General features: G+C 71.2%; 18 protein-coding genes and 1 riboswitch. Of the genes, 7 read left to right on the top strand and 11 right to left on the bottom strand.

Going from position 1 to position 19570, the window contains the following annotated elements:
• Positions 1-8: 8 nt before the first annotated feature.
• The 10 genes from dqs_RS18310 to cobT form a co-directional block, all read right to left on the bottom strand.
• Positions 9-758: a lipopolysaccharide kinase InaA family protein gene (locus dqs_RS18310; RefSeq protein WP_065341350.1), complete on the bottom strand. Its 750-nt coding sequence runs from the start codon at positions 756-758 to the stop codon at positions 9-11.
• The gene (gene rfaP / locus dqs_RS18305; protein ID WP_065341349.1) at positions 755-1591 is read right to left on the bottom strand and encodes a lipopolysaccharide core heptose(I) kinase RfaP; all 837 of its coding nucleotides are present in this window, start codon (positions 1589-1591) and stop codon (positions 755-757) included. The genes dqs_RS18310 and rfaP overlap by 4 nt, the downstream gene beginning before the upstream one ends.
• Positions 1588-2721, bottom strand: a complete 1134-nt coding sequence (locus tag dqs_RS18300) for a glycosyltransferase family 4 protein (RefSeq protein WP_065341348.1) — start codon at positions 2719-2721, stop codon at positions 1588-1590. Before dqs_RS18300 ends, rfaP begins: the two co-directional genes overlap by 4 nt.
• The gene (gene waaC / locus dqs_RS18295) at positions 2721-3812 is read right to left on the bottom strand and encodes a lipopolysaccharide heptosyltransferase I (RefSeq protein ID WP_065341347.1); all 1092 of its coding nucleotides are present in this window, start codon (positions 3810-3812) and stop codon (positions 2721-2723) included. The genes dqs_RS18300 and waaC overlap by 1 nt, the downstream gene beginning before the upstream one ends.
• A 7-nt stretch (positions 3813-3819) precedes the next feature.
• Positions 3820-4875, bottom strand: a complete 1056-nt coding sequence (waaF, locus tag dqs_RS18290) for a lipopolysaccharide heptosyltransferase II (RefSeq protein ID WP_011767287.1) — start codon at positions 4873-4875, stop codon at positions 3820-3822.
• Complete coding sequence (gene rfaD, locus dqs_RS18285) at positions 4872-5849, bottom strand: ADP-glyceromanno-heptose 6-epimerase (protein ID WP_011767286.1); 978 nt, start codon at positions 5847-5849, stop codon at positions 4872-4874. The genes waaF and rfaD overlap by 4 nt, the downstream gene beginning before the upstream one ends.
• A gap of 42 nt (positions 5850-5891) precedes the next feature.
• Complete coding sequence (gene rfaE1, locus dqs_RS18280; RefSeq protein ID WP_011767285.1) at positions 5892-6851, bottom strand: D-glycero-beta-D-manno-heptose-7-phosphate kinase; 960 nt, start codon at positions 6849-6851, stop codon at positions 5892-5894.
• 140 nt (positions 6852-6991) lie between these two features.
• On the bottom strand, positions 6992-7543 hold the full coding sequence (gene cobC / locus dqs_RS18275) for an alpha-ribazole phosphatase family protein (protein ID WP_011767284.1): 552 nt from the start codon (positions 7541-7543) through the stop codon (positions 6992-6994).
• Positions 7528-8298 (bottom strand): adenosylcobinamide-GDP ribazoletransferase, encoded by a 771-nt coding sequence (locus dqs_RS18270; RefSeq protein WP_011767283.1) that lies wholly within the window; start codon positions 8296-8298, stop codon positions 7528-7530. The genes cobC and dqs_RS18270 overlap by 16 nt, the downstream gene beginning before the upstream one ends.
• Before the next feature lie 11 nt (positions 8299-8309).
• Positions 8310-9356, bottom strand: coding sequence for a nicotinate-nucleotide--dimethylbenzimidazole phosphoribosyltransferase (cobT, locus tag dqs_RS18265; RefSeq protein WP_065341345.1), 1047 nt, complete (start codon positions 9354-9356; stop codon positions 8310-8312).
• Positions 9357-9623: 267 nt separating this feature from the next.
• On the opposite strand from cobT, the gene dqs_RS20575 reads away from it, so the two are divergent.
• Together dqs_RS20575 and dqs_RS18255 are read left to right on the top strand one after the other, a co-directional pair.
• Entirely contained in the window at positions 9624-11186 is a 1563-nt protein-coding gene (locus dqs_RS20575; protein ID WP_084018665.1) for a YjgN family protein, read from the top strand.
• A complete protein-coding gene (locus dqs_RS18255) occupies positions 11183-12244 on the top strand; it encodes a M48 family metallopeptidase (RefSeq protein ID WP_065341344.1) in 1062 nt (353 codons plus the stop codon). Before dqs_RS20575 ends, dqs_RS18255 begins: the two co-directional genes overlap by 4 nt.
• Here the strand turns inward: dqs_RS18255 and cobU are convergent, their stop codons facing one another.
• Positions 12245-12790: a bifunctional adenosylcobinamide kinase/adenosylcobinamide-phosphate guanylyltransferase gene (cobU, locus tag dqs_RS18250; RefSeq protein WP_065341343.1), complete on the bottom strand. Its 546-nt coding sequence runs from the start codon at positions 12788-12790 to the stop codon at positions 12245-12247.
• Between the two features lie 79 nt (positions 12791-12869).
• Positions 12870-13075: riboswitch (cobalamin riboswitch) on the top strand.
• 122 nt (positions 13076-13197) lie between these two features.
• Between cobU and dqs_RS18245 the strand changes: the two genes are divergently transcribed.
• From dqs_RS18245 to cobO, 5 genes are all read left to right on the top strand, one after another.
• The gene (locus tag dqs_RS18245; RefSeq protein WP_065341342.1) at positions 13198-15138 is read left to right on the top strand and encodes a TonB-dependent receptor; all 1941 of its coding nucleotides are present in this window, start codon (positions 13198-13200) and stop codon (positions 15136-15138) included.
• Positions 15139-15216: 78 nt separating this feature from the next.
• Positions 15217-17088 (top strand): TonB-dependent receptor domain-containing protein, encoded by a 1872-nt coding sequence (locus tag dqs_RS18240; protein WP_065341341.1) that lies wholly within the window; start codon positions 15217-15219, stop codon positions 17086-17088.
• A 51-nt stretch (positions 17089-17139) separates the two neighbouring features.
• Positions 17140-18120, top strand: a complete 981-nt coding sequence (locus dqs_RS18235) for a FecCD family ABC transporter permease (RefSeq protein ID WP_011767276.1) — start codon at positions 17140-17142, stop codon at positions 18118-18120.
• A complete protein-coding gene (locus dqs_RS18230; RefSeq protein WP_065341340.1) occupies positions 18120-18917 on the top strand; it encodes an ABC transporter ATP-binding protein in 798 nt (265 codons plus the stop codon). The genes dqs_RS18235 and dqs_RS18230 overlap by 1 nt, the downstream gene beginning before the upstream one ends.
• Positions 18918-18960: 43 nt before the next feature.
• Positions 18961-19566 carry a cob(I)yrinic acid a,c-diamide adenosyltransferase gene (gene cobO / locus dqs_RS18225; protein WP_065341339.1) on the top strand — a complete coding sequence of 202 codons (606 nt, stop codon included), beginning with the start codon at positions 18961-18963 and terminating at the stop codon, positions 19564-19566.
• Positions 19567-19570 lie beyond the last annotated feature (4 nt).

Below are 19570 nucleotides of genomic sequence, written 5' to 3'. Positions count from 1 at the left end.
GCCCCGCATCATTCGCGCCCCTCGAAGAAGTCCAGCACGCGGCGCAGGCGGCGCTTGTCGGCGGCGGTCAGGCGGGGCCGCCCGACGTAGTCGAGGTAGAAGCGCAGGCGCTGGGGCCGGCTCAGGTGGTACTTGGCGACCTTGTCGAGGCAGGCGAGGTCCTTGACGATGCGGTACTGCAGGAAGGGGCCCCACCAGAACTCGCCGGCCGGGCAGTCGATCAGGTAGAGGCGCGGTTCAGCGCTGTCATCGACCAGCAGGTTGCGCCACTTGAGGTCGTTGTGGGTGAAGCGGCGCGCGTGCATGCGGCGCGTGATGTCGGCGAGCTGGCGCGACACCGCGGCAACCCAGCGACGGTCGGCGAGGCGCGGATCGCCGAAGCGGGCCATGTGGTTGAGATCGGTGGTGCGCTCGAGTTCGGCGGTGATCAGCGCGCCGCGCGCGAACGCGCCGCTGTGTCGTTCCAGCCCCCAGCCCACCAGCCGGGCGGTGGGGATGCCCCAGGCCGCGAAGTGTTGCAGGTTCTCCCACTCGGCCTGCACGCGCGGACGGCCCAGCCAGCGCCGCAGCGGGTTTTTGCCCGCACCGTGGTAGCGCTTGACGTAGTAGCGGCGCGCGCCGACCGTGACCCGCAGCACCTGGCTCAGCGGGTCGCGCGCAACCGCTTCGCCGGCGAGCGCGAACACTGCGTCGAGCGACGCAAAAGCCTCGGCGGCAGCGGGCGCCAGTCCAGTGCGGTCCAGTGTCCAGCCGGTCATCGCTGCAAGGCCGGGCGGTTGGCGAACTTGCGTTCGAAACGGCGCTTGAGGCGCGCGGCTTCGTGTTCCAGATGGCGCAGCAGGGCGGCCTCGCGCTGCAGCGTCGCGCGCAGCGGGCCTGGAAAGTAGGCGCGCAGGAAGCGCAGCTTGTCGCGCCGGGTGAGGCCGATGTCGAGCGCCGAAAAGTACAGCGCCGACAGGTCCTTGTCGCGCCAGCGCCGTGGCGTGGCGGGGCGCATCTGCGCGCGGTGCAGGTCGATCAGCGCCAGGCGCGGCGCCTCGTCGGCGGATGCCCCGGTGCGCAGCAGGAAGTGGCAGAGGTAGAAGTCGCGGTGGTTCATGCCGCCTTCGTGCATGCGGCGCGCGATCTCGGCCACCGCCGTGATGAGGGCGCGCTTGTGCGCCACCGGCGGCGGCGTGCTGCGCCAGTCGCGGGTATGCACGTCGAGGTCCACCGCCGGCTCGATCGCCTCGGTGACGAGGAAGGACTCGCGCCGCGCCGGTCCGCGCCCGCGCTCGCCATAAGCCACCGCGGTCATGGTCGGCACGCCCAGCGCGTGGCAGGTCTGGATCGCCAGCCACTCGTTGCCCGCGCCCAGCACCGGGCGGCGCAGATGCACGAGTTCCTCGGCGATGCGGCCCCAGCCGATACCGTTCTGGTGTTTCAGGTAGTAGCCGCGGCCGTCGATCTCGAAGCGCAGCGTGCGGCGGCCTTCGAGGTCGCGCACCACGGTGCCCGGGGCCGCAGCGGCCGCCAGCTCCGCTGCCGCGGCAAAGGCGTCGCGTTCTGCCCACAACGTGGACAGCGGCGGGGTGAGCACCAGCCGGTTCATCCGCGCCGGCCCAGGATGATGTCGGCCGCCCGCTCGGGCAGGCTGTAGAGGTCGGCGCGGTCGGCAAAGGCGAGCGCGTTGCGCTGGCAGCGCGCGCGGCCTTCGTCGTCGCCCAGCAGTGTGGCGAGCGCGCGGTCGAGCGCGGTCTGCGCGAAGGGCTCGGGGACCACCAGGCCGGCGTCGGCGTCTTCGATGTAGTGCGCGTAGCCGCAGGCCGCGCTGGCGATGACCGGCAGCCCGGCAACCAGGGCTTCGAGCAGCACGGTGCCGGTGTTCTCGTGGCGCGCCGGGTGCAGCAGCGCGTCGGCCGCGAGCAGGAAATCCGGCACGTCGTCGCGTCCGCCGGGAATGTGGACGCGGTCGCCGATGCCGAGCCGGTGGGCCTGTTCGAGGAAGGGCCGGGCGTCGTCGGCGCCGAGCGCTACCAGCCGCGCGCGGCGCTTCAGCGGTTCGGGCAGCGCCGCCAGCGCGGCGATGCTGCGGTCCAGCCCCTTGCGCGGGAAGTCGGAACCGATCTGCACCAGCAGGAGATCGTCCGCATGCAGGCCGAACTCGCTGCCAAAACGCGCGCGCGCGGCGGTGCGGCGTTCGGCGGCGTCGGGCGGCGCGCGGCGGTCCGGCGCGATGCCCGGCGGCAGCAGGTGGAAGCGGCGCGCCGGCGTGCCGTAATACTGGGCGAACAGCGGCTGCTGGGTGGTCGAGATCATCAGGATCTCGGTCTTGCCCTCGGGCGCGAACACCGCGCGCTCGTAGGCGGCGAAGTGGCGGTAGCGCGGGCCATAGCGGTACAGGGGTTTGCGCAGCGTGCGCGCCTTGTGCTCGAAGCAGGGGTCAGCGGCGTAATAGACGTCGAGTCCCGGCATCTTGTTGAAGCCGACCAGGCGATCCACCGGTCGGCGCGCGATGTCGGCCTCCACCCAGCGGGTGAACTTGGCGTAGCGGCGGTGGTTGGCGAAGGCGCTGACCGGCACCTTGACCAGCTCGAAGCCGGGCGGCACTTCACCGTGCCACTCCAGCGCATAGACGCGGATCGCGTGGCCGCGCTGCTGGCAGGTGAGGGCGATGCGCAGGAAGTCGCGCTGCAGGCCGCCGTAGGGGAAGTACTTGTAGAGGCAGAAGGCGAGCTGCATCAGGCGGTTCCGGCTTGGACGAGCAGGGTTTCGAGCACCGACCACACCCGCTCCGGCGGCAGGCGGGTGAAGCAGGGCGGCTGTTCGGGATGGAGGTCGAGCTGGAAGCGGCGGATGTCGTCCGCGGTCGGCTTGAACTCGCAGTGTTTTTTCAGGCAGGGCGAGCACGGGAAATCCGCCGCGAGGTGCAGCTGGCGGCGGCCCCAGGCGCCTGTGTAGCCGTTGTTGGTCGGCCCGAACAGCGACACCGTCGGCACCTCCAGCGCCGCGGCGAGGTGGCCGAGCCCGGTATCGACCGCCACCGCGGCGGCGGCCCCGGCGATCTCCGCGGCGATGTCGGTCAGCGTCAGCCGCGGCAGCACGGTCACGCCCTGCAGACCGGCGGCGAGCCGCTGCGCACGTTCGCCCTCAGCCGCGTTGCCCCAGGGCAGATGCACGTACCAGCCGTGGCCGCTGGCGAGTTCCGCGAGCGTGCGCCAGTAGCTTTCGGGCCAGTGCTTGGTGGGCCAGGTGGTGGCGTGCAGGAAGACGAGGTAGGGATGGCTGCGGTCGGGCTGGTAGGGCGTGCTGGCCAGCAGGCGCGCGCGGTCGATGCCGTAGCTGCCGGTGGCGTCGGCATCCTCGCCCAGGGTGTAGCCGAGCGCGTGCGCGAACAGTTCGCGCACCCGGCGCACCGCGTGGCGCCCCCAGGGCACCGGATGGCGGTGACGATAGAACAGCGTGGCAACCGGCTCGCGCGCGGAATGGCGGTCCAGCCCGTGCACCGGCGAGCGGGCGTAGCGGCTGAGCCAGGCGCTCTTCAGCAGGCCCTGCGCGTCGATCACGGCGTCGTAGTCGGTGTCGCCCATCGCGTGGCGGAACGCGCGCCATTCGCCGCTGCGCCGGGCCTGCAGCGGATGCTTGCGCCAGCGCCGCACCGCGACCGGAATCACCCGCTCGACATTGGGGTGCCAGGCGGGGATCTCGGCGAAGGGTTCTTCCACCACCCAGTCGAAGCGGATGTCCGGATAGACGCGCGCGGCGTCGGTCAGCGCCGGCAGGGTGTGGATGACATCGCCGAGCGACGAGGTCTTGATGACGAGGACGCGCATCCGGCGCTCAGGCTTCCGGCACCGCGATGCGGCGCGCGCCGGCGCCCAGCCCTTCGAGCGCGGCGAGCACGCTTTGGGGCGTGATGTCGGTGAGGCAGCGGGTGTGGCCGAGCGGACAGGTGCGCTGGAAGCAGGGCGAGCAGTCCAGCCGCAGGCTGCGGATCGCCACCTTCTGCGCCAGCGGCGGGGTGTGCTCCGGGCTGGACGAGCCGTAGATGGCCACCAGCGGCACGTCGAGCGCCGCAGCCACGTGCATCAGGCCGGAGTCGTTGGTGACTGCGGCTTCGGCCAGCGCCAGCAGGTCGACCGCGTCGCCCAGCTCGGTACGACCGGCGAGGTCGATCACGCCCGGGTTATCGGCGCAGATGGCGGCCGCGGCGGGTTTGTCCTTGGCCGAGCCCGACACCCACACCTGGTAGCCGCGCGCCACCAGCTCGCGCCCGAGCGCGGCGAAGTGGGGCAGCGGCCACTGCTTGGCGGGGCCGTACTCGGCGCCCGGCATGAAGACCACCGCCGGGCGGTCGGTGGCGAGTCCGAGGCGCTCGCGCAGCCCCGCCTGGTTGGCGGCATCCGCGGTGAGCCGGGGCAGCGGAAAGGGTTCCGGCAGCGGCGAGCCGGCCGGGCGGCCGAGCGCGACGAAGCGCTGCACCGTCATCGGCAGCGCGGCCTCGTCGAGCCGGCGGGCGTCGTTGAGCAGACCGTAGCGCAGCTCGCCGACGAAGCCGGTGCGCAGCGGAATGCCGGCGAAGAAAGGCACCAGCGCCGACTTCAGCGAATTGGGCAGCACGATCGCCTGGTCGTAGCCTTCGGCGGCGAGTTCGCGGCCGAGCTTCCAGCGCACTTTCAGGCCGAATTCGCCGTGGCCGATCGGCATCACGATGCCGCGCCGCACTTCCGGCATGCGCGCGAGGATGGGCAGCGACCACGCCGGCGCGAGCACGTCGATCGTCGTGGCGGGCGCGTTCGGCCCGCCGCGCTGCAGCAGCGCGAACAGGCTCTGCGCCATCACCATGTCGCCCACCCACGAGGGGCCGACGACGAGAATCTTGCGGGAGCGGCTCAACGCTTGTCCTGGCTCGCCAGCCAGCTCAGGTAGGCCGGCACGCCGGTTTCGACGTCCATGAAGGGACGGTCGTAGCCGGCGGCGCGCAGCGCGCCCATGTCGGCTTCGGTGAAGCTCTGGTAGCGGCCCTTGAGGTGGTCGGGGAAGGGGATGTAGTCGATGCCGCCGCGCTCGCGGCCGCCGTCCTCGCCCTGCGCGCGGAACCACTTGATCGCCGCGCGCGCGACGTCGTTGAAGCTTTGCGCGCGCCCGGTGCCGAGGTTGTAGATGCCGGACACCTGCGGGTTGTCGAACAGCCACAGGTTGACCGCGACCACGTCGTCCACATGGATGAAGTCGCGCCGCTGCTCGCCCGGGCCATAGCCGTCGGAGCCTTCGAACAGGCGCACCCGGCCGGATTCGTTCAACTGGTTGTTGAAGTGGTAGGCGACGCTCGCCATCGAGCCCTTGTGCTGTTCGCGCGGGCCATAGACGTTGAAATAGCGCAGCCCGACGACCTGGCTTTCGATGCCTTGCTGCGCGCGCAGATGGCAGTCGAACAGGAACTTGGAGTAGGCGTACATGTTGAGCGGCTGCTCGAACTCGCGCGCCTCGCGGAAGGTGGGGCCCATGCCGTAGACCGAGGCCGACGAGGCGTAGATCAGCGGGATCTTGCGCTGGGTGCACCAGGCCAGCAGGGCCTTGGTGTACTCGTAGTTCACCCGCATCACGAAGCGGCCGTCCCATTCGGTGGTGGACGAGCACGCGCCCTCGTGGAACACCGCCTCGACGCGGCCGAGGTCCTCCCCGGTCTGGATGCGGGCGAGGAAGTCGTCCATGTCCATGTAGTCGCGGATGTCGGCATCGGCCAGGTTGAGGCACTTGCGCCCGTCGCGCAGGTCGTCCACCACCAGGATGTCGGTGATGCCACGGTCGTTGAGGCCCTGCACGATGTTGCTGCCGATGAAGCCGGCGCCGCCGGTAACGATGATCATCTCGGTTTTCCTCTTTCAGTACGTCTGGGGGCCGCGGGCGCCTCAGGCGGCGCGCAGGGCATCGGCGAGTTCGACGGCGCTGACCGTGGCGGTGCCCAGCTTGCCGACCACGACGCCGGCCGCGAGGTTGGCGAGCGCGGTGGCTTCGGCCAGCGTCAGCCCGCAGGCGAGGCCGGCGCCGAGCACTGCGACCACGGTGTCGCCCGCGCCGGTCACGTCGAACACGTCGCGCGCGCGCGTCGGCAGGTTGAGCGGGGCGTGGCCGCGTTCGAGCAGCGTCATGCCGCGCTCGGAGCGGGTGACCAGCAGCGCGTCGAGGTCCAGCGTGTCGCGCAGCGCCTCGCCGCGCGAGACCAGCGTGGCTTCGTCGGCGCAGTGGCCCACCACCGCCTCGAACTCGGCGAGATTGGGGGTGATCACGGTGGCGCCTCGGTAGCGCGCGAAATCGGTGCCCTTGGGGTCGACCACCACCGGCAGCCCGCGTTCGCGTGCGACCCGGACCAGCGTGCCGACGCCGGCCAGCGTGCCCTTGCCGTAGTCGGAGAGCACGACCGCGCCGCTGCCCGGCAGCGCCGCCTCGAACGCGGCTTCGATGCCGGCCGATTCCAGCACCGCGAAGTTGTCCTCGAAGTCGAGCCGGATCAGCTGCTGGTGGCGGCTGATGATGCGCAGCTTGGTGATCGTGGGGTGTTGCGGCGCTTCTTCCAGGCGACACACCACGCCGCCGGCTTGCAGCCGTTCGCGCAGCAGGCGGGCGGCTTCGTCACGCCCGACCAGCCCGACCAGCTCGGCGCCGGCGCCCAGCGAGGCCGCGTTGAGCGCGACGTTGCCGGCGCCGCCGGCGCGGAATTCGTCGCCTTCCACCTTCACCACCGGCACCGGGGCCTCGGGCGAGATGCGCGTGGTGGAGCCATGCCAGTAGCGGTCGAGCATCACGTCGCCGACGACGAGAACGCGGCCGCGGGTGAAGTCGGGCAGGGAGGAAGGCAGCGGTTGGGACATCGGCAAGGCGCGCTAGCGTGTTGAAAAGTCCGCAATTATCCCACGAAGGCCGCTCCGGCGGCGCGGCGAACGCGGTCGCCCGGGGCCTGCGGTGCCGGCGGCGGCGGTGCCGGCGCGGGGAAGGCGCATGGCGGCGGGCGTCAGCGGTTGAACCACTTCAGCACCACGCCCCAGTTCTCGACGTCGAGCCGGGTGACGTGGCCGCACTCGAAATCCAGCCCCAGCCAGCGCTCGGCGGGCAGCCCGAGCAGGTGGCCGGCGATCGCACGCAGCGGCCCGCCGTGCGCCACCACCACCACCGGCCGCGGCGGGGCGCTGGCGAGCAGCGCATCCAGCCAGTGCAGCACGCGGATGGACATCTCGCGCGCCGATTCGCCGCCCGGCGCGCGAAAGCCGAGCGGGTCGGTGGCCCATTCGTCGAGCGCACCGCCGAGTTCGGCGAACAGCTGGCCTTCCCACTCGCCGAAGTGGATTTCCTTCAGCCGCGCATCCAGCCGCGGTTCGCCCAGCGCCTCGGCGAGCAGGCGGGCGCGTGCAAGCGGGCTGGCATGCAGCTCGAACTGCGGCGGCAGCAGCGGCCGCAGGCGCGCGGCCACGGTCGCGGCAGGTTCGGCGAGGCCTACGTCGCGCTGGCCGTAGCACACGCCGGCCGGCACGTCGGGGCGCGGGTGGCGGATCAGGTGAAGTTCCATGTCGCGAGAAAGGCGAGGTAGCAACCGAGTTCGGTGAGCTGCTGGGTGGCGCCGAGCAGATCGCCGGTGTAGCCGCCGAGGCGGCGGAGGAAGTAGCGCGCCGCGGCAAAGGTCAGCAGCGCGGTCGTCGCCAGCGCCGCGAGGGCGGCGGCGCCGGGCACCAGCAACAGCGGCAACACGCCGCACGCGCTGGCGATTGCGACGCCGCCGTGGTCGAGCGGCTGCGCGAGCGGCCGGCTCTTGCTGCTGTCGTCGCTGCGCGCATAGGGCAGGCGCTGCATCAGCGCGGTGGCGGCAAGGCGCGACAGCGCGTGCGCGGCGAGCAGCGCGCTGGCGAAGGCGGCGCTGCCGGCGGCGGCGAGTTCGACCAGCGTGGCGGCTTTGGCGAGCAGCATCAGCATCAGGCCGAGCGCACCGTAGCTGCCGATGCGCGAGTCCTTCATGATCGCCAGCACCTGTTCGCGCGCCCAGCCGCCGCCCAGACCGTCGCAGGCGTCCGCCCAGCCGTCCTCGTGCAGCGCGCCGGTCAGCAGCACCGCGGCTGCGAGCGCGATCACCACCGCGGGCGCGGGCGGCAGTACCAGCGCGGCCAGGGCGTAGGCTGCGGCCGCGGCGGCGCCGACGATCCAGCCCACCAGCGGGAAATAGCGCGCGGCCGCGGCGGCGCGCTGCGGCGACCACGCCACCCAGGCCGGCACCGGCAGACGGCTGAAGTAACCGAGTGCGGTGAAGAAGAGTTCGAGCTGGGACCGCATCGGCGCCGCGGTCAGGTCTTGTCGCTGACGCCGGCCGATTCGAAGCTCGCCATCTCGGCGAGGAAGTTCACCGCGGCCTGCACCAGCGGCCACGCCAGCGCGGCGCCGGTGCCTTCGCCCAGGCGCAGGTCGAGATCCATCAGCGGCTCGGCGCCGAGGGCGTCCAGCTGCACGCGGTGGCCCGGCTCGCGCGAGCGGTGGGCGAACACGCAGTAGGGCAGGATCTGCGGCGCGAGCGCGTGCGCGACGAGCAGCGCCGAGGTGACGATGAAGCCATCCACCAGCACCAGCATGCCCTTCTCGGCCGCGCCCAGCATGGCGCCCGCCATCATCGCGATCTCGAAGCCGCCGTACTCGGCCAGCACCGCCAGCGGGTCCGCGGGGCGGCCGCCGCGGGCCAGCGCGCGCGCCAGCAGCGCGCGTTTGCGTTCCAGCCCGGCGTCGTCGAGCCCGGTGCCGCGGCCGGTGATGGTGGCAAGGTCGGCGCCACGCGCCTCGCCGACAAGGCAATGGGTGATCAGCGACGCCGAGGCGGTGTTGCCGATGCCCATTTCGCCGAAGCCGACCGCGTTGCAGCCGTTGGCCGCAAGGGCGTGGGCGAGGCCGCGCCCGCGTTCCAGCGCGGCGTCGCGTTGGGCGGCCGTCATCGCCGGCGCTTCCAGGTAGTTGGCGGTGCCGGGGCCGATCTTTGCATCCACCAGCCCGGGCCGTTTGCCGAAGTCGTGGTTGACGCCGGCATCGACCACGCTGAGGCCGAGGTCCATCTGGCGGCAGAAGACGTTGATCGCGGCGCCGCCGGCGAGGAAGTTCTCCACCATCTGCCAGGTCACGTCCTGCGGGTAAGCGGAAACGCCTGCGCGGGCGGCGCCGTGGTCGCCGGCAAAGACCAGGATGTGCGGCTGGCGCAGTTGCGGCGTTTCGGTCTGCTGCACCAGGCCCACCTGCAGCGCCAGCGCCTCCAGCCGGCCGAGCGCGCCGAGCGGCTTGGTCTTGCGGTCGATGCAGTGTTGCAGGGCGGCGCGCAGGCGCTCGTCGGGGGCGGCGAGGGTGGTCTTCATCGGCGGGTCGGGCTGGAAAGGAGGGCGCGCGCGGCGCGCCGGCAGGGGGCGAACGGTAGCAGATCGAATCCGCGCCTGCATCCGCCGCCGCGGCGGGCGCCGCTCCGTGACCCGCGTCACGGAGTCCGCGAGGCGGCGGCGCGCTTGCGTTGGTCGGCGCCGACCTTGCATCTATCATGCCCGCGGACGTCGCGCGCCTGTCCTTTCCGGGCAGCATGCTGGCGCGCGCCGCACTCAAACCATAAACGGGGCCGAAGGGAGGCGTCGATGTCGGAAGCGGTATATGCGGTGGTGTTCAGGGGCGAGATCCTCGACGGATTCAGCCGGGAACAGGTGCAGGAAGGCTTCGGCCGCCTGTTCGGGCTCGGGGCGGACAAGCTCGAGCAGCTGTTCTCGCATCCCAAGGTGGTGCTGAAGAAGGGCCTGAGCCGCGACGAGGCCGACCGCTATCGCATCACGCTCGGCAGCATCGGCGCGGTGGTCAGCGTCGAGGCGCCCGCGGCCCAGCAGTTCGTCACCAGCGCGCCGTCTCCCGCCGCGCAGCCGGACCCCGCGGTCGCGGCATCCACCGCGGTCACCCAAGTGGTGGCGCACGCCCCCGCGCCTGCGGCTGCGCAGGTCGATCCGATGGCGCCGACGATGGTCGTGACCCCGGCTTCGCGCCCGCAGGCCGCCGACGAGACCGTGATGGTCCAGCGCCCGGCGGCGCTTGCGGCCAGCGCGGCGCCGGCCTTCGACCACGGCGCGCAGACCATGATCATTCCGCCGTCGCGGCCGACGCTGGAGCCGGCCGCCGGCGCGGGTGCTCCGCCGGCTGGCGGGGTGGCGCGCGCGGCGGCCACGCCGCACGCGGAGCCGCGCGTGCTGCCGTTCCAGTTCTTCGGCGAGGGCGGCGAGTTCTTCCGCATCTGGATCGTCAACGTGCTGCTGACGATCGTCACGCTCGGTATCTATTCCGCGTGGGCCAAGGTGCGCACCCAGCGCTATTTCTACGGCAACACCCAGCTCGACGGCAGCAGCTTCGACTACCTCGGCGACCCGATCAAGATCCTCAAGGGCCGCGCGATCGCCTTCGTGCTGTTCGTGCTGTATTCGATGGCGGGGGAAATCTCGCCCATCCTCGGCCTGCTGGCGCTGCTGCTGTTCCTTGCCGCGATGCCGTGGATGATCGTGCGCGGGCTCGCCTTCCGTAACCACAACAGCGCGTGGCGCGGCGTGCGTTTCGGCTTCGACGGCAAGCTCGCCGAGGCGGGGAAGGCCTTCGTGTTGTGGCCCCTGCTGGCGGCGATCACGTTCGGCATCCTGGCACCGATGGCCCTGCACAAGCAGCAGCATTTCATGGTCGGCAACAGCCGCTACGGCACCTGCCGCTTCGGCCTCGAACTGGGCGTGCGCAGCTTCTACATGATGGTGCTGGTGCTGATCGGCATCTTCATCGGCGGCATGGCGGCGGCGATGCTGGTGGGCTGGCTGATCCCCTTCCTGTCGCCGCTGGTCATGATCGCCACCTATGTCGCGGCCTTCGCCTACTTCAAGGTGCGCTTCACCAACCTCGTCTATGGCAACACCGCGCTCGCCGGCAACCGCTTCGAGGCGACTTACGAGCTGCCCGGCTACGCCCGCCTGATGGCGGTGAACACGCTGCTGACGGTGCTGACGCTGGGGCTGTTCTACCCCTGGGCCAAGGTGCGCAACGCGCGCTATGCGGCGGAGCACATCGCGCTGGTCGCGGAGGACGATCTGGATAGCTTCGTCGCCGCGCGCCAGGAAGAGGTGGCGGCCGCCGGTGGCGAGGTGGCGGACCTGTTCGACGTGGATCTGGGCCTGTGAGCGAGGCGGGCGGGCACGCGGTCGCCGGCGTCTTCTTCAGCGGCGCCGGCTCGCGCCGCCTGCCCGCCACGCTGACCCTGGCTGAGGGCGCGTTCACCGTGCAGGGCGACGCGGGCGTACTCGCCGGCCCGCTGCCGCAGGCGCAGGTGACGGTCAGCTCGCGCCTCGGCCGCACCCCGCGCTTCCTGCGCTTTCCGGATGGCGGCTGCTTCGAGACCGCCGACAACGACACCATCGACCGCCTGCTGACGCCGCTGCGGCCGGCGCACGACCTGGCGCACCGGCTGGAGTCCAGACTGCGCTACGTCGCCCTCGGCCTGCTGGTGACGGTGGCCGTGGTGTGGGGCGGGGTCCGCTACGGCATTCCCGCGCTCGCGCAGACCGTGGCCTACGCGCTGCCACCGGCGGTGGATCGCCAGATCGGCGATGGCGCGCTGGAACTGCTCGATGCGCAACTGCTTGGCCCTTCCACGCTGGATGCGGCGGAGCAGGCGCGCCTGCAGGCGGTGTTCGCCCCGCTGCTGGCGCCGGTGTCGACGCCGGCGCGGCCGGTCACCGTGGTGTTCCGCGCGGGCCGCCACGGGCTGGGCGCGAATGCGCTCGCGCTCCCTTCGGGCACCATCGTGTTCACCGACCAGCTGGTGCGCCTGGCGGCGCGCGACGAGGAATTGCTGGCGGTGCTGGCGCACGAGATCGGCCATGTGGAGGGCCGCCACGCGCTGCGCCAGGTGCTGCAGGCCTCGGCGCTCGGCCTGGTGGTGACCGCGGTGACCGGCGACGTGTCGTCGGTGTCCTCGCTGGTCACCGCGATTCCGGTGCTGCTGACCCAGCTCGGCTATTCGCGCAGCTTCGAGTTCGAGGCCGACCGCTACGCGGTGCGCACGCTCGCCACGCAGGGCATAGCGGCCGCCCACTTCGGCGCGATGCTGTCCCGCCTCGACCGCGATCCGGACTGCAAGCCCGAGGCCGACTGCGCCGCGTCGGAATCCGGCTGGCAGGACTACCTCTCCACCCACCCCGCCACCGAAGAGCGGCTGCGCGCGCTCGGGCTGCGCTGATCAGCCTTTCAGCCGCAGCGGCAGGCCCGCGGCGACGAAACTGACCCGCGGCACGCCCGCCGCGATCGCCTGATTGAGCCGCCCTGCCTCGTCGCGGAACAGGCGGCCGAGCGGCGTTTCCGGCACCAGGCCCAGCCCCACCTCGTTGGCCACCAGCAGGATCTCGCCCGGCAGCGCGGGCAGCACGTCGAGCAGGGCGTCGCGCTCGGCGCGAAAGTGCGGCAGGGCGTCCGCGCCCGCTTCGGGCGGCAGGGTTTCGGCGCCCGCCAGCAGGTTGGTCAGCCACAGCGTCAGGCAATCGACGATCACGCAGCGCCCCGCGTCGGCCTCGCGCCGCAGCGCCGCGGCGAGCGCCAGCGGTTCTTCCACGGTGCGCCAGTGCGCGGGGCGGTCCGCCTGGTGGCGGCGGATGCGCGCGCTCATCTCGGCGTCGCCGCCCTCGGCGGTGGCGATCACGGTGACGGCGAGGCCGCTGGCGCCGGCGAGCGCTTCGGCGTGGCGGCTCTTGCCCGAGCGGGCGCCGCCCAGGATCAGTTCGCAACTCATGGCGGGGTCGATGTTTCTCGTTACGGAAAGAGCCGGACACGGTATCATCCGGGCCCTCCGCGCCGAAAGGTGCGGCGCGTTTCAGGTGCCCGAAGGCGGTCCTCGCCCCAGGGTTAAACGGGAAACAGGTGCGCGCCTCCGGCGCAATGCCTGTGCTGCCCCCGCAACGGTAAGCGAGTGCAAGGCGCATCAACAGCCACTGGGTCGTCCCCGGGAAGGCGATGCGTCGGAGCCGGCCACAGCCGCTCCAGCCCGCGAGCCCGGATACCGGCCCGAGCGCGAACTGGCGGATGTGCCGCGGGGTGGCGGCGATGGGTGCAGTGCTTCGTGCGGCTTCTCCCGGCATGTCCTTGTGCGTATCGACCACGGATTGCGGGGACGCATGCCGTGGCCGCCGGGAGTCCCCGATGAAGTTCCGTCTTGTCGCCGTCGCGCCGCTGTGCGCGCTCGTCTGTCCGCATCCCGCGCTTGCCCAGCAGGCCGCTGAAACCGGCATTGCCGCCCCGGTCATCGTGACCGCCACCCGTGTCGAACTGAAGGATACCGAGGCGCCCTACGCCTCCGAGGTCCACCGCCGCGAGGACATCGAACGCTCCGGCGCGAGCAATCTGGTGGATTACCTTGCCCGCCATTCCTCGGTGCAGGTCCTGCCCAACTTCGGCAACCGGTTTGCGCCGTCGCTCAACATGCGCGGCTATGGCCTCGCCGACGGCTACCAGAACGTGGTGGTCACCGTGGACGGCCGCCGCCTCAACAATGTCGACATGGTGCCGCAGCTGCTCGGCGCGGTTTCGCTCGCGGACGTCGACCGCATCGAGATCACCAAGGGCAGCGGCTCGGTGATGTACGGCGATGGCGCCACCGCCGGCACCATCCAGATCCACACCCGTCCGCGCGACGGCGGCAGCGTGGAGCTGTACGGCGGCAGCCACGGCGGTCGCGGCGGCGTGCTCAGCGCCGGGCTGGTGCGCGAGCGTTTCAGCATTTCGGCCAGCGCCGAGCGCAGCGCCGACGACGGCGCCGCCGACAAGGACGCCTCCGGCCATCGTGACGCCTCGCAGGCCGACCTCTGGCGCGTCAGCGGCAGCGCCAAGCCGGTGGACGAACTCCGCCTGCGGCTGGACGCCGGCGAGGCGCGCATCGACTCGCGCTACATGGGGCCGCTGACGCTGGCGCAGTTCAAGGACGATCCGGCGCAGAACAACGGCAGCCTCTATACCTACCAGAAGTTCAACACCCGTGACTGGGGTGTGGGAGCGGACTACGACCTCGACGCGCGCTGGCGGATCTCGGTGGACCATCGCGACGAAGCGCGCATGTCGGAATTCGTGCAGTCGAGCTGGGTGTCCGACTACCGTTATCTGACCGACGAGTTCTCGCTGCAGTACCGCGGCGACCAGTTCTCGGTCACCGGCGGCGCGCAGCGTTTCGACGGCGTGCGCAAGGGCATGAGCGACGACACGTCCAAGCGCAACACCGCGCTCTTCGTGCAGACCCAGTACGTGTTCGAACAGCTGACGCTGTCGGCCGGCGCGCGCGGCGAGCGCGTGCGCTACCAGTACCGGCCCGACAGCGGCGCCCGCCTGGATGCAACCGAGCGCCTGGCGTCGTGGGACCTCGGCCTCAACTACCGCGTCGACGACGCGCTGTCGGTGTTCGGCAACTACAACAGCGGCTACCAGGCCCCCGACATCGACCGCTTCTTCAGCTTCGACTGGTGGACCGGCACCACCAGCTTCAATGGCTTCATCGAGCCGGCGTGCGCCCGGACGCTGACCGTCGGCCTCAACCATGTCACCGCGGCCAACCGGCTCAAGCTGTCGCTGTTCCATGTCCGGCTCAAGAACGAAATCTTCCTTGAGCCGTTTTCCTACGCCAACACCAACATCGACCGCTCCCACAAGTACGGGCTCGAACTGCAGGACAGCTGGCAGATCACGCCTGCTGTCAGCGGCCATGTGAACTACAGCTGGACGCGTTCGATCGTCGACCGCGACGATGCCGGCGGCGGCGCTTATGACGGCAAGGAACTGCCCGGCGTGCCGCGCCACAGCCTGGTGCTGGGGCTGGCGGTGGACGTGGTCGAGGGCGGGAGCCTGTACCTCTCGCACACCTGGCGCAGCAAGGCGTGGGCGGCCGACGACTTCGACAACGACAACGCGCAGAAGCAGCGCGCATACCAGTCCACCGACCTCACCTACCGCCATCGCATCGGCAAGGGCGTGGAACTGTACGGTGCGGTGAGCAACCTCTTCGAGCACGAGAACGGCGTGTGGGTGGGCGACGACCGCATCTATCCGGTCAGTTTCGAACGCACCTGGAAGCTGGGCGCCCGCTTCTCGTTCTGAGCGCGCGCCGTCGCCGCATTCGTTTTTACGCCCGGCGTGCTTCGCCGCCGGGCGCCCACGACCTGTTCCCTACCGATCATGACGCTTCGCCTGACCACCCTTGCGCTCGCCCTTGCCGCGACCGCGCCGCTGTTTCCCCTGCCCACTTTTGCCGCTGACAATGCCGCGCTCGACGAGGTCGTCGTGACCGCCACCCGCCAGCAGCGCCGCGCCGAGGACAGCCTCGCCAGCGTCGAGGTGCTCGAACGCGCCGACATCGAGCGCGCCGGCCATTCCTCGCTGATCGAGGTGTTGCGGGCCATGCCCGGCGTGCAGGTCACCGCCAACGGCGGCGCCGGCGCCAACGCCAACGTCTATATCCGCGGCGCCGAGGCGCGCCACACGCTGCTGTTGATCGACGGCGTGCGCGTCGGCTCGGCGACCTCCGGCGCCGCTACCTTCGAAACCATCCCGCTGGCGATGATCGAGCGCATCGAAGTGCTGCGCGGGCCGGCGAGCGCGCTCTACGGCTCGGAGGCGATCGGCGGTGTGATCCAGGTGTTCACCCGCCGCGGCGAGGCCGGCTTCCATCCCGAGGTCTACGTGGGCTACGGCACCGACGACACCTTCAAGGGTTCGGTGACCCTCGCCGGTGGCGTCGACCGCCTGCGCTACAGCCTCACCGCCGGTAAGGAGCGCACCGACGGCTTCAATTCCAAGCGCGATCCGGCCTACTGGCGCAGCGGCGCCCGCACCTCGTACTGGGCGGACGACGACGGCTATCGCAACGACATGTTGAGCGGCGCGCTGTCGCTGGGTTTCCGCGAGCGCGACGAGGTCGGGCTGAGCTTCACCCAGTCGGATGCACGCAACCGCTACGACGCCTCGGCGCTGCGCTACTTCGATTCCTACCTCGACAAGAAGGCTCGCAGCGTCGGCGTGTACATGCGCAACCAGCTCGCCAGTGGCTGGACCAGCACGCTGCGCCTCGGCCAGAGCCAGGACAAGTCGCTGAACAAGGCGAGCAGCGCCGCGCCCAGCTTCTTCAACACCCTGCAGGACCAGCTGATGTGGCAGCACGACGTCGACCTGCCGCTCGGCCGCCTGCTGCTCGCCTATGAATACGTCGAAACCAGGCTCGACAGCTCGACCGCCTACCGCGAGGACAGCCGGCGGGTGAATTCCGCGCTGCTCGGCTGGACCGCCGATCTCGACGCCCACCATTTGCAGCTCAACGCCCGTCACGATGACAATTCGCAATTCGGCGGCAAGACCACCGGGATGCTGGCCTACGGCTACGACCTCGCCGCCGGGCTGCGCCTGCGCGGCAGTATCGCCACCGCGTTCAACGCGCCGACCTTCAACCAGCTCTACTGGCCGATGACCTCGCTCACCAGCTACCACGGCAACCCCGACCTCAAGCCGGAGGAAGCGCTCAACCGCGAGCTGGGCTTGCGTTGGAGCCAGGGCAGCCATATGGTCGAGCTGACCTATTTCGACAACAAGGTGAAGAACCTGATCGCCAGCAATCCAACGCCCGCGCTGCGCGGCCAGCAGATCAATATCGGCGAGGCCCGGCTGAAGGGGGTCGAACTCGGCTACCTGCTCGCGCTCGGCGACTTCAAGCTCGGCGCCGGGGTCGATTTCCTCAGCGCCAAGGACGAAGACACCGGCCTGCGGCTGCCCCGGCGCGCGCAGCGCACCGGCTACCTGCGCCTGTCGCAGACGCTGGAGCGCTTCGAATGGGGCGTCGACATCGACGGCGCCGGCCGCCGCTACGACGACGCGGCCAACACCACGGTGCTGCACGGCTACGGCACGGTCAATGCCTATGCCCATTACCGCGTCGCGCCGGACTGGAAGGTGGAGCTGCGCGCCAACAACCTCCTCGACAAGGACTACGAGCTTGCACGGGGATATCGCACGCCGGGTGCCAGTGCCTTCATTGCCGTCCGCTACGCGCCGCGCTGAGCCTGCATGGCCGTCGGATTGCCCCTTGCCGCGACTGGTGCGGGCCCGCGCATGAGCAGCGTGCGGCGGCGCGCATGGATCTGCGCCGGCGGACTGCTCGCGGCGACGCTGGCGGCGTTCTGCTGGGCGCTCATCGCCGGCGACCTGCCGGTGACCGCGGCCGAGGTCTGGGCCGCGCTCGGCGGTGCCGAGGGCATGCCGGCGCAGGTGGTGCGCGAACTGCGGCTGCCGCGTGCCGTGGCCACCTTCGCCTGTGGCGGGCTGCTGGCCCTGGCCGGGGCGCTGATGCAGGTGCTGCTGCGCAACCCGCTCGCCGATCCCTACATCCTCGGCATCTCGGGCGGCGCCGCGGTGGGCGCGCTGGCTGCGATCAGCTTCGGCGCGGCCGCGCTGTGGATAGACGGCGCCGCCTTCGTCGGCGCCTTCGCGGCGATGCTGCTGGTGTTCGGCCTGGCCCACGGTGACGGCAGCTGGACCCAGACGCGGCTGCTGCTCACCGGCGTGATCGTTGCCGCCGGCTGCGGCGCCGCGGTGACGCTGATGCTGGCCCTGGCGCCGGACACCCGTGTGCAGTCCATGCTGTTCTGGCTGATGGGTGACGCCAGCGGCGCAGCGCGGCCGTGGCCGGCACTGGTGGTGCTGGTGGTCGGGCTGCTGCTGGTGCTGCCGCAGGCGCGCGACCTCAATGTGCTGACGCGCGGCGAACTCAATGCGCGCGCGCTCGGCGTGCGCGTCGATCGCCTGCGCCGGCTGCTCTATCTGTTCGCGTCCAGCTTCACCGCGGTGGCGGTCACGCTGGTGGGTTCGGTCGCTTTCGTCGGTCTGATCGTGCCCCACCTGGTGCGCCTCGCACTGGGTAACGACCAGCGCCTGCTGCTGCCGGCCGCGGTGTTCGCCGGCGGCGTCCTGCTGACCGTGGCCGATACCGCGGCGCGCACGGTGATGGCGCCGCAGCAGCTGCCGGTGGGCGTGCTCACCGCGCTGATCGGGGTGCCGGTGTTCCTGTTCCTGCTGGCGAGGCATCCGCGTTGATGGCCGCGACGACACCCGCGCCCGCCGCCGCACCGCTGCTGGAGGCCGACGGGCTGGCGCTGCGGATCGGCGAGCGCTGGCTGTGCTGCGAGTTCAGCCTGAGCCTGCAGGCCGGCGAATGCCTTGCGCTGCTCGGCCCCAACGGCGCCGGCAAGACCACGCTGCTGCATACGCTCGCGGGGCTGCGCCCCCCCACGGTGGGCGCGGTGATGCTGGGCGGCCTGCCCTACGCCGCCTGGTCGCCCGCGGAGGCGGCGCGCTTTCGCGGCCTGCTGGTGCAGCAGCAGCCGGACCACTTCGCCGCCAGCGTGCTGGAAACGGTGCTGATCGGCCGTCACCCGCATCTGGGCCGCTGGGGCTGGGAGAGCGCCGAGGACGAGGCGATCGCACGCGCCGCGCTGACGGAGTTCGGCATGGCGGACATGGCCGCGCGCGACATCCTGACGCTGTCCGGCGGCGAGCGGCAGCGGGTGGCGCTGGCCACCCTGCTGGCGCAGGCGCCGCAGCTTTTCCTGCTCGACGAGCCGCTCAACCATCTCGACCTGCGCTACCAGATCGCCGTGCTCGAACGTTTTCGCGCGCTGGCCGACAGCGGGCGCGGGGTGGTGATGGTGCTGCATGACATCAACCTCGCCGCGCGCTTCGCCGACCACGTGATCCTGCTCGACGGCCGCGGCGGCGTGCATGCCGGCGACCGCGACAGCGTGCTGCGCGCGGATCTGCTCAGCCACGCCTTCGGCCATCCGCTGCGCTGCATCGACGCCGGCGGCGGCCGCCCCCATTTCATCCCCGAGTAAGCCGCGGCAGCAGCGCCGGCCCCATTTCTTGTCCGCCCAGACCATGACGACATCCGATCGCGATACGCGCCACAACGAACGCATGCAACGCAAGAAAACCGTGGTGGACGAGAAGATCGCCGCCGCCCAGGCCGAGCGCGGCGTGCTGCTGGTCAATACCGGCAACGGCAAGGGCAAGAGCTCGGCCGCGTTCGGCCTGGTGGTGCGCGCGCTGGGTCATGGCATGAAGGTGGGCGTGGTGCAGTTCATCAAGAGCCGCGGCGACACCGGCGAGGAAAAGGTGCTCGGCGGCCTGCCGGGCGTGAGCTGGCACGTGATGGGCGAGGGTTTCACCTGGGAAACGCAGGACCGCGCGCGCGATGTCGCCGCCGCCGCCGCCGCGTGGGAGCGGGCGCGCGGCTTCCTGCGCGACCCCGAAATCGCGTTGGTCGTGCTGGACGAGCTGAACATCGCGCTGAAGTACCGCTATCTTGAAATCGACACCGTGCTCGCCGACCTGCTGGCGCGGCCGACGATGCAGCACGTGGTCGTTACCGGTCGCGCCGCGCCGCCCGAACTGGTGGCCGCGGCCGACACCGTGACCGACATGACGCCGGTCAAGCATGCCTTTGCCGCCGGGGTGAAGGCGATGCCCGGCATGGAGTGGTGACGCG

This window comes from Azoarcus olearius (genome assembly GCF_001682385.1).
Lineage (GTDB): Bacteria > Pseudomonadota > Gammaproteobacteria > Burkholderiales > Rhodocyclaceae > Azoarcus > Azoarcus olearius.
Note: the sequence above shows the minus strand (reverse complement) of the source record. Positions and strands in the feature narration are given on the sequence as shown.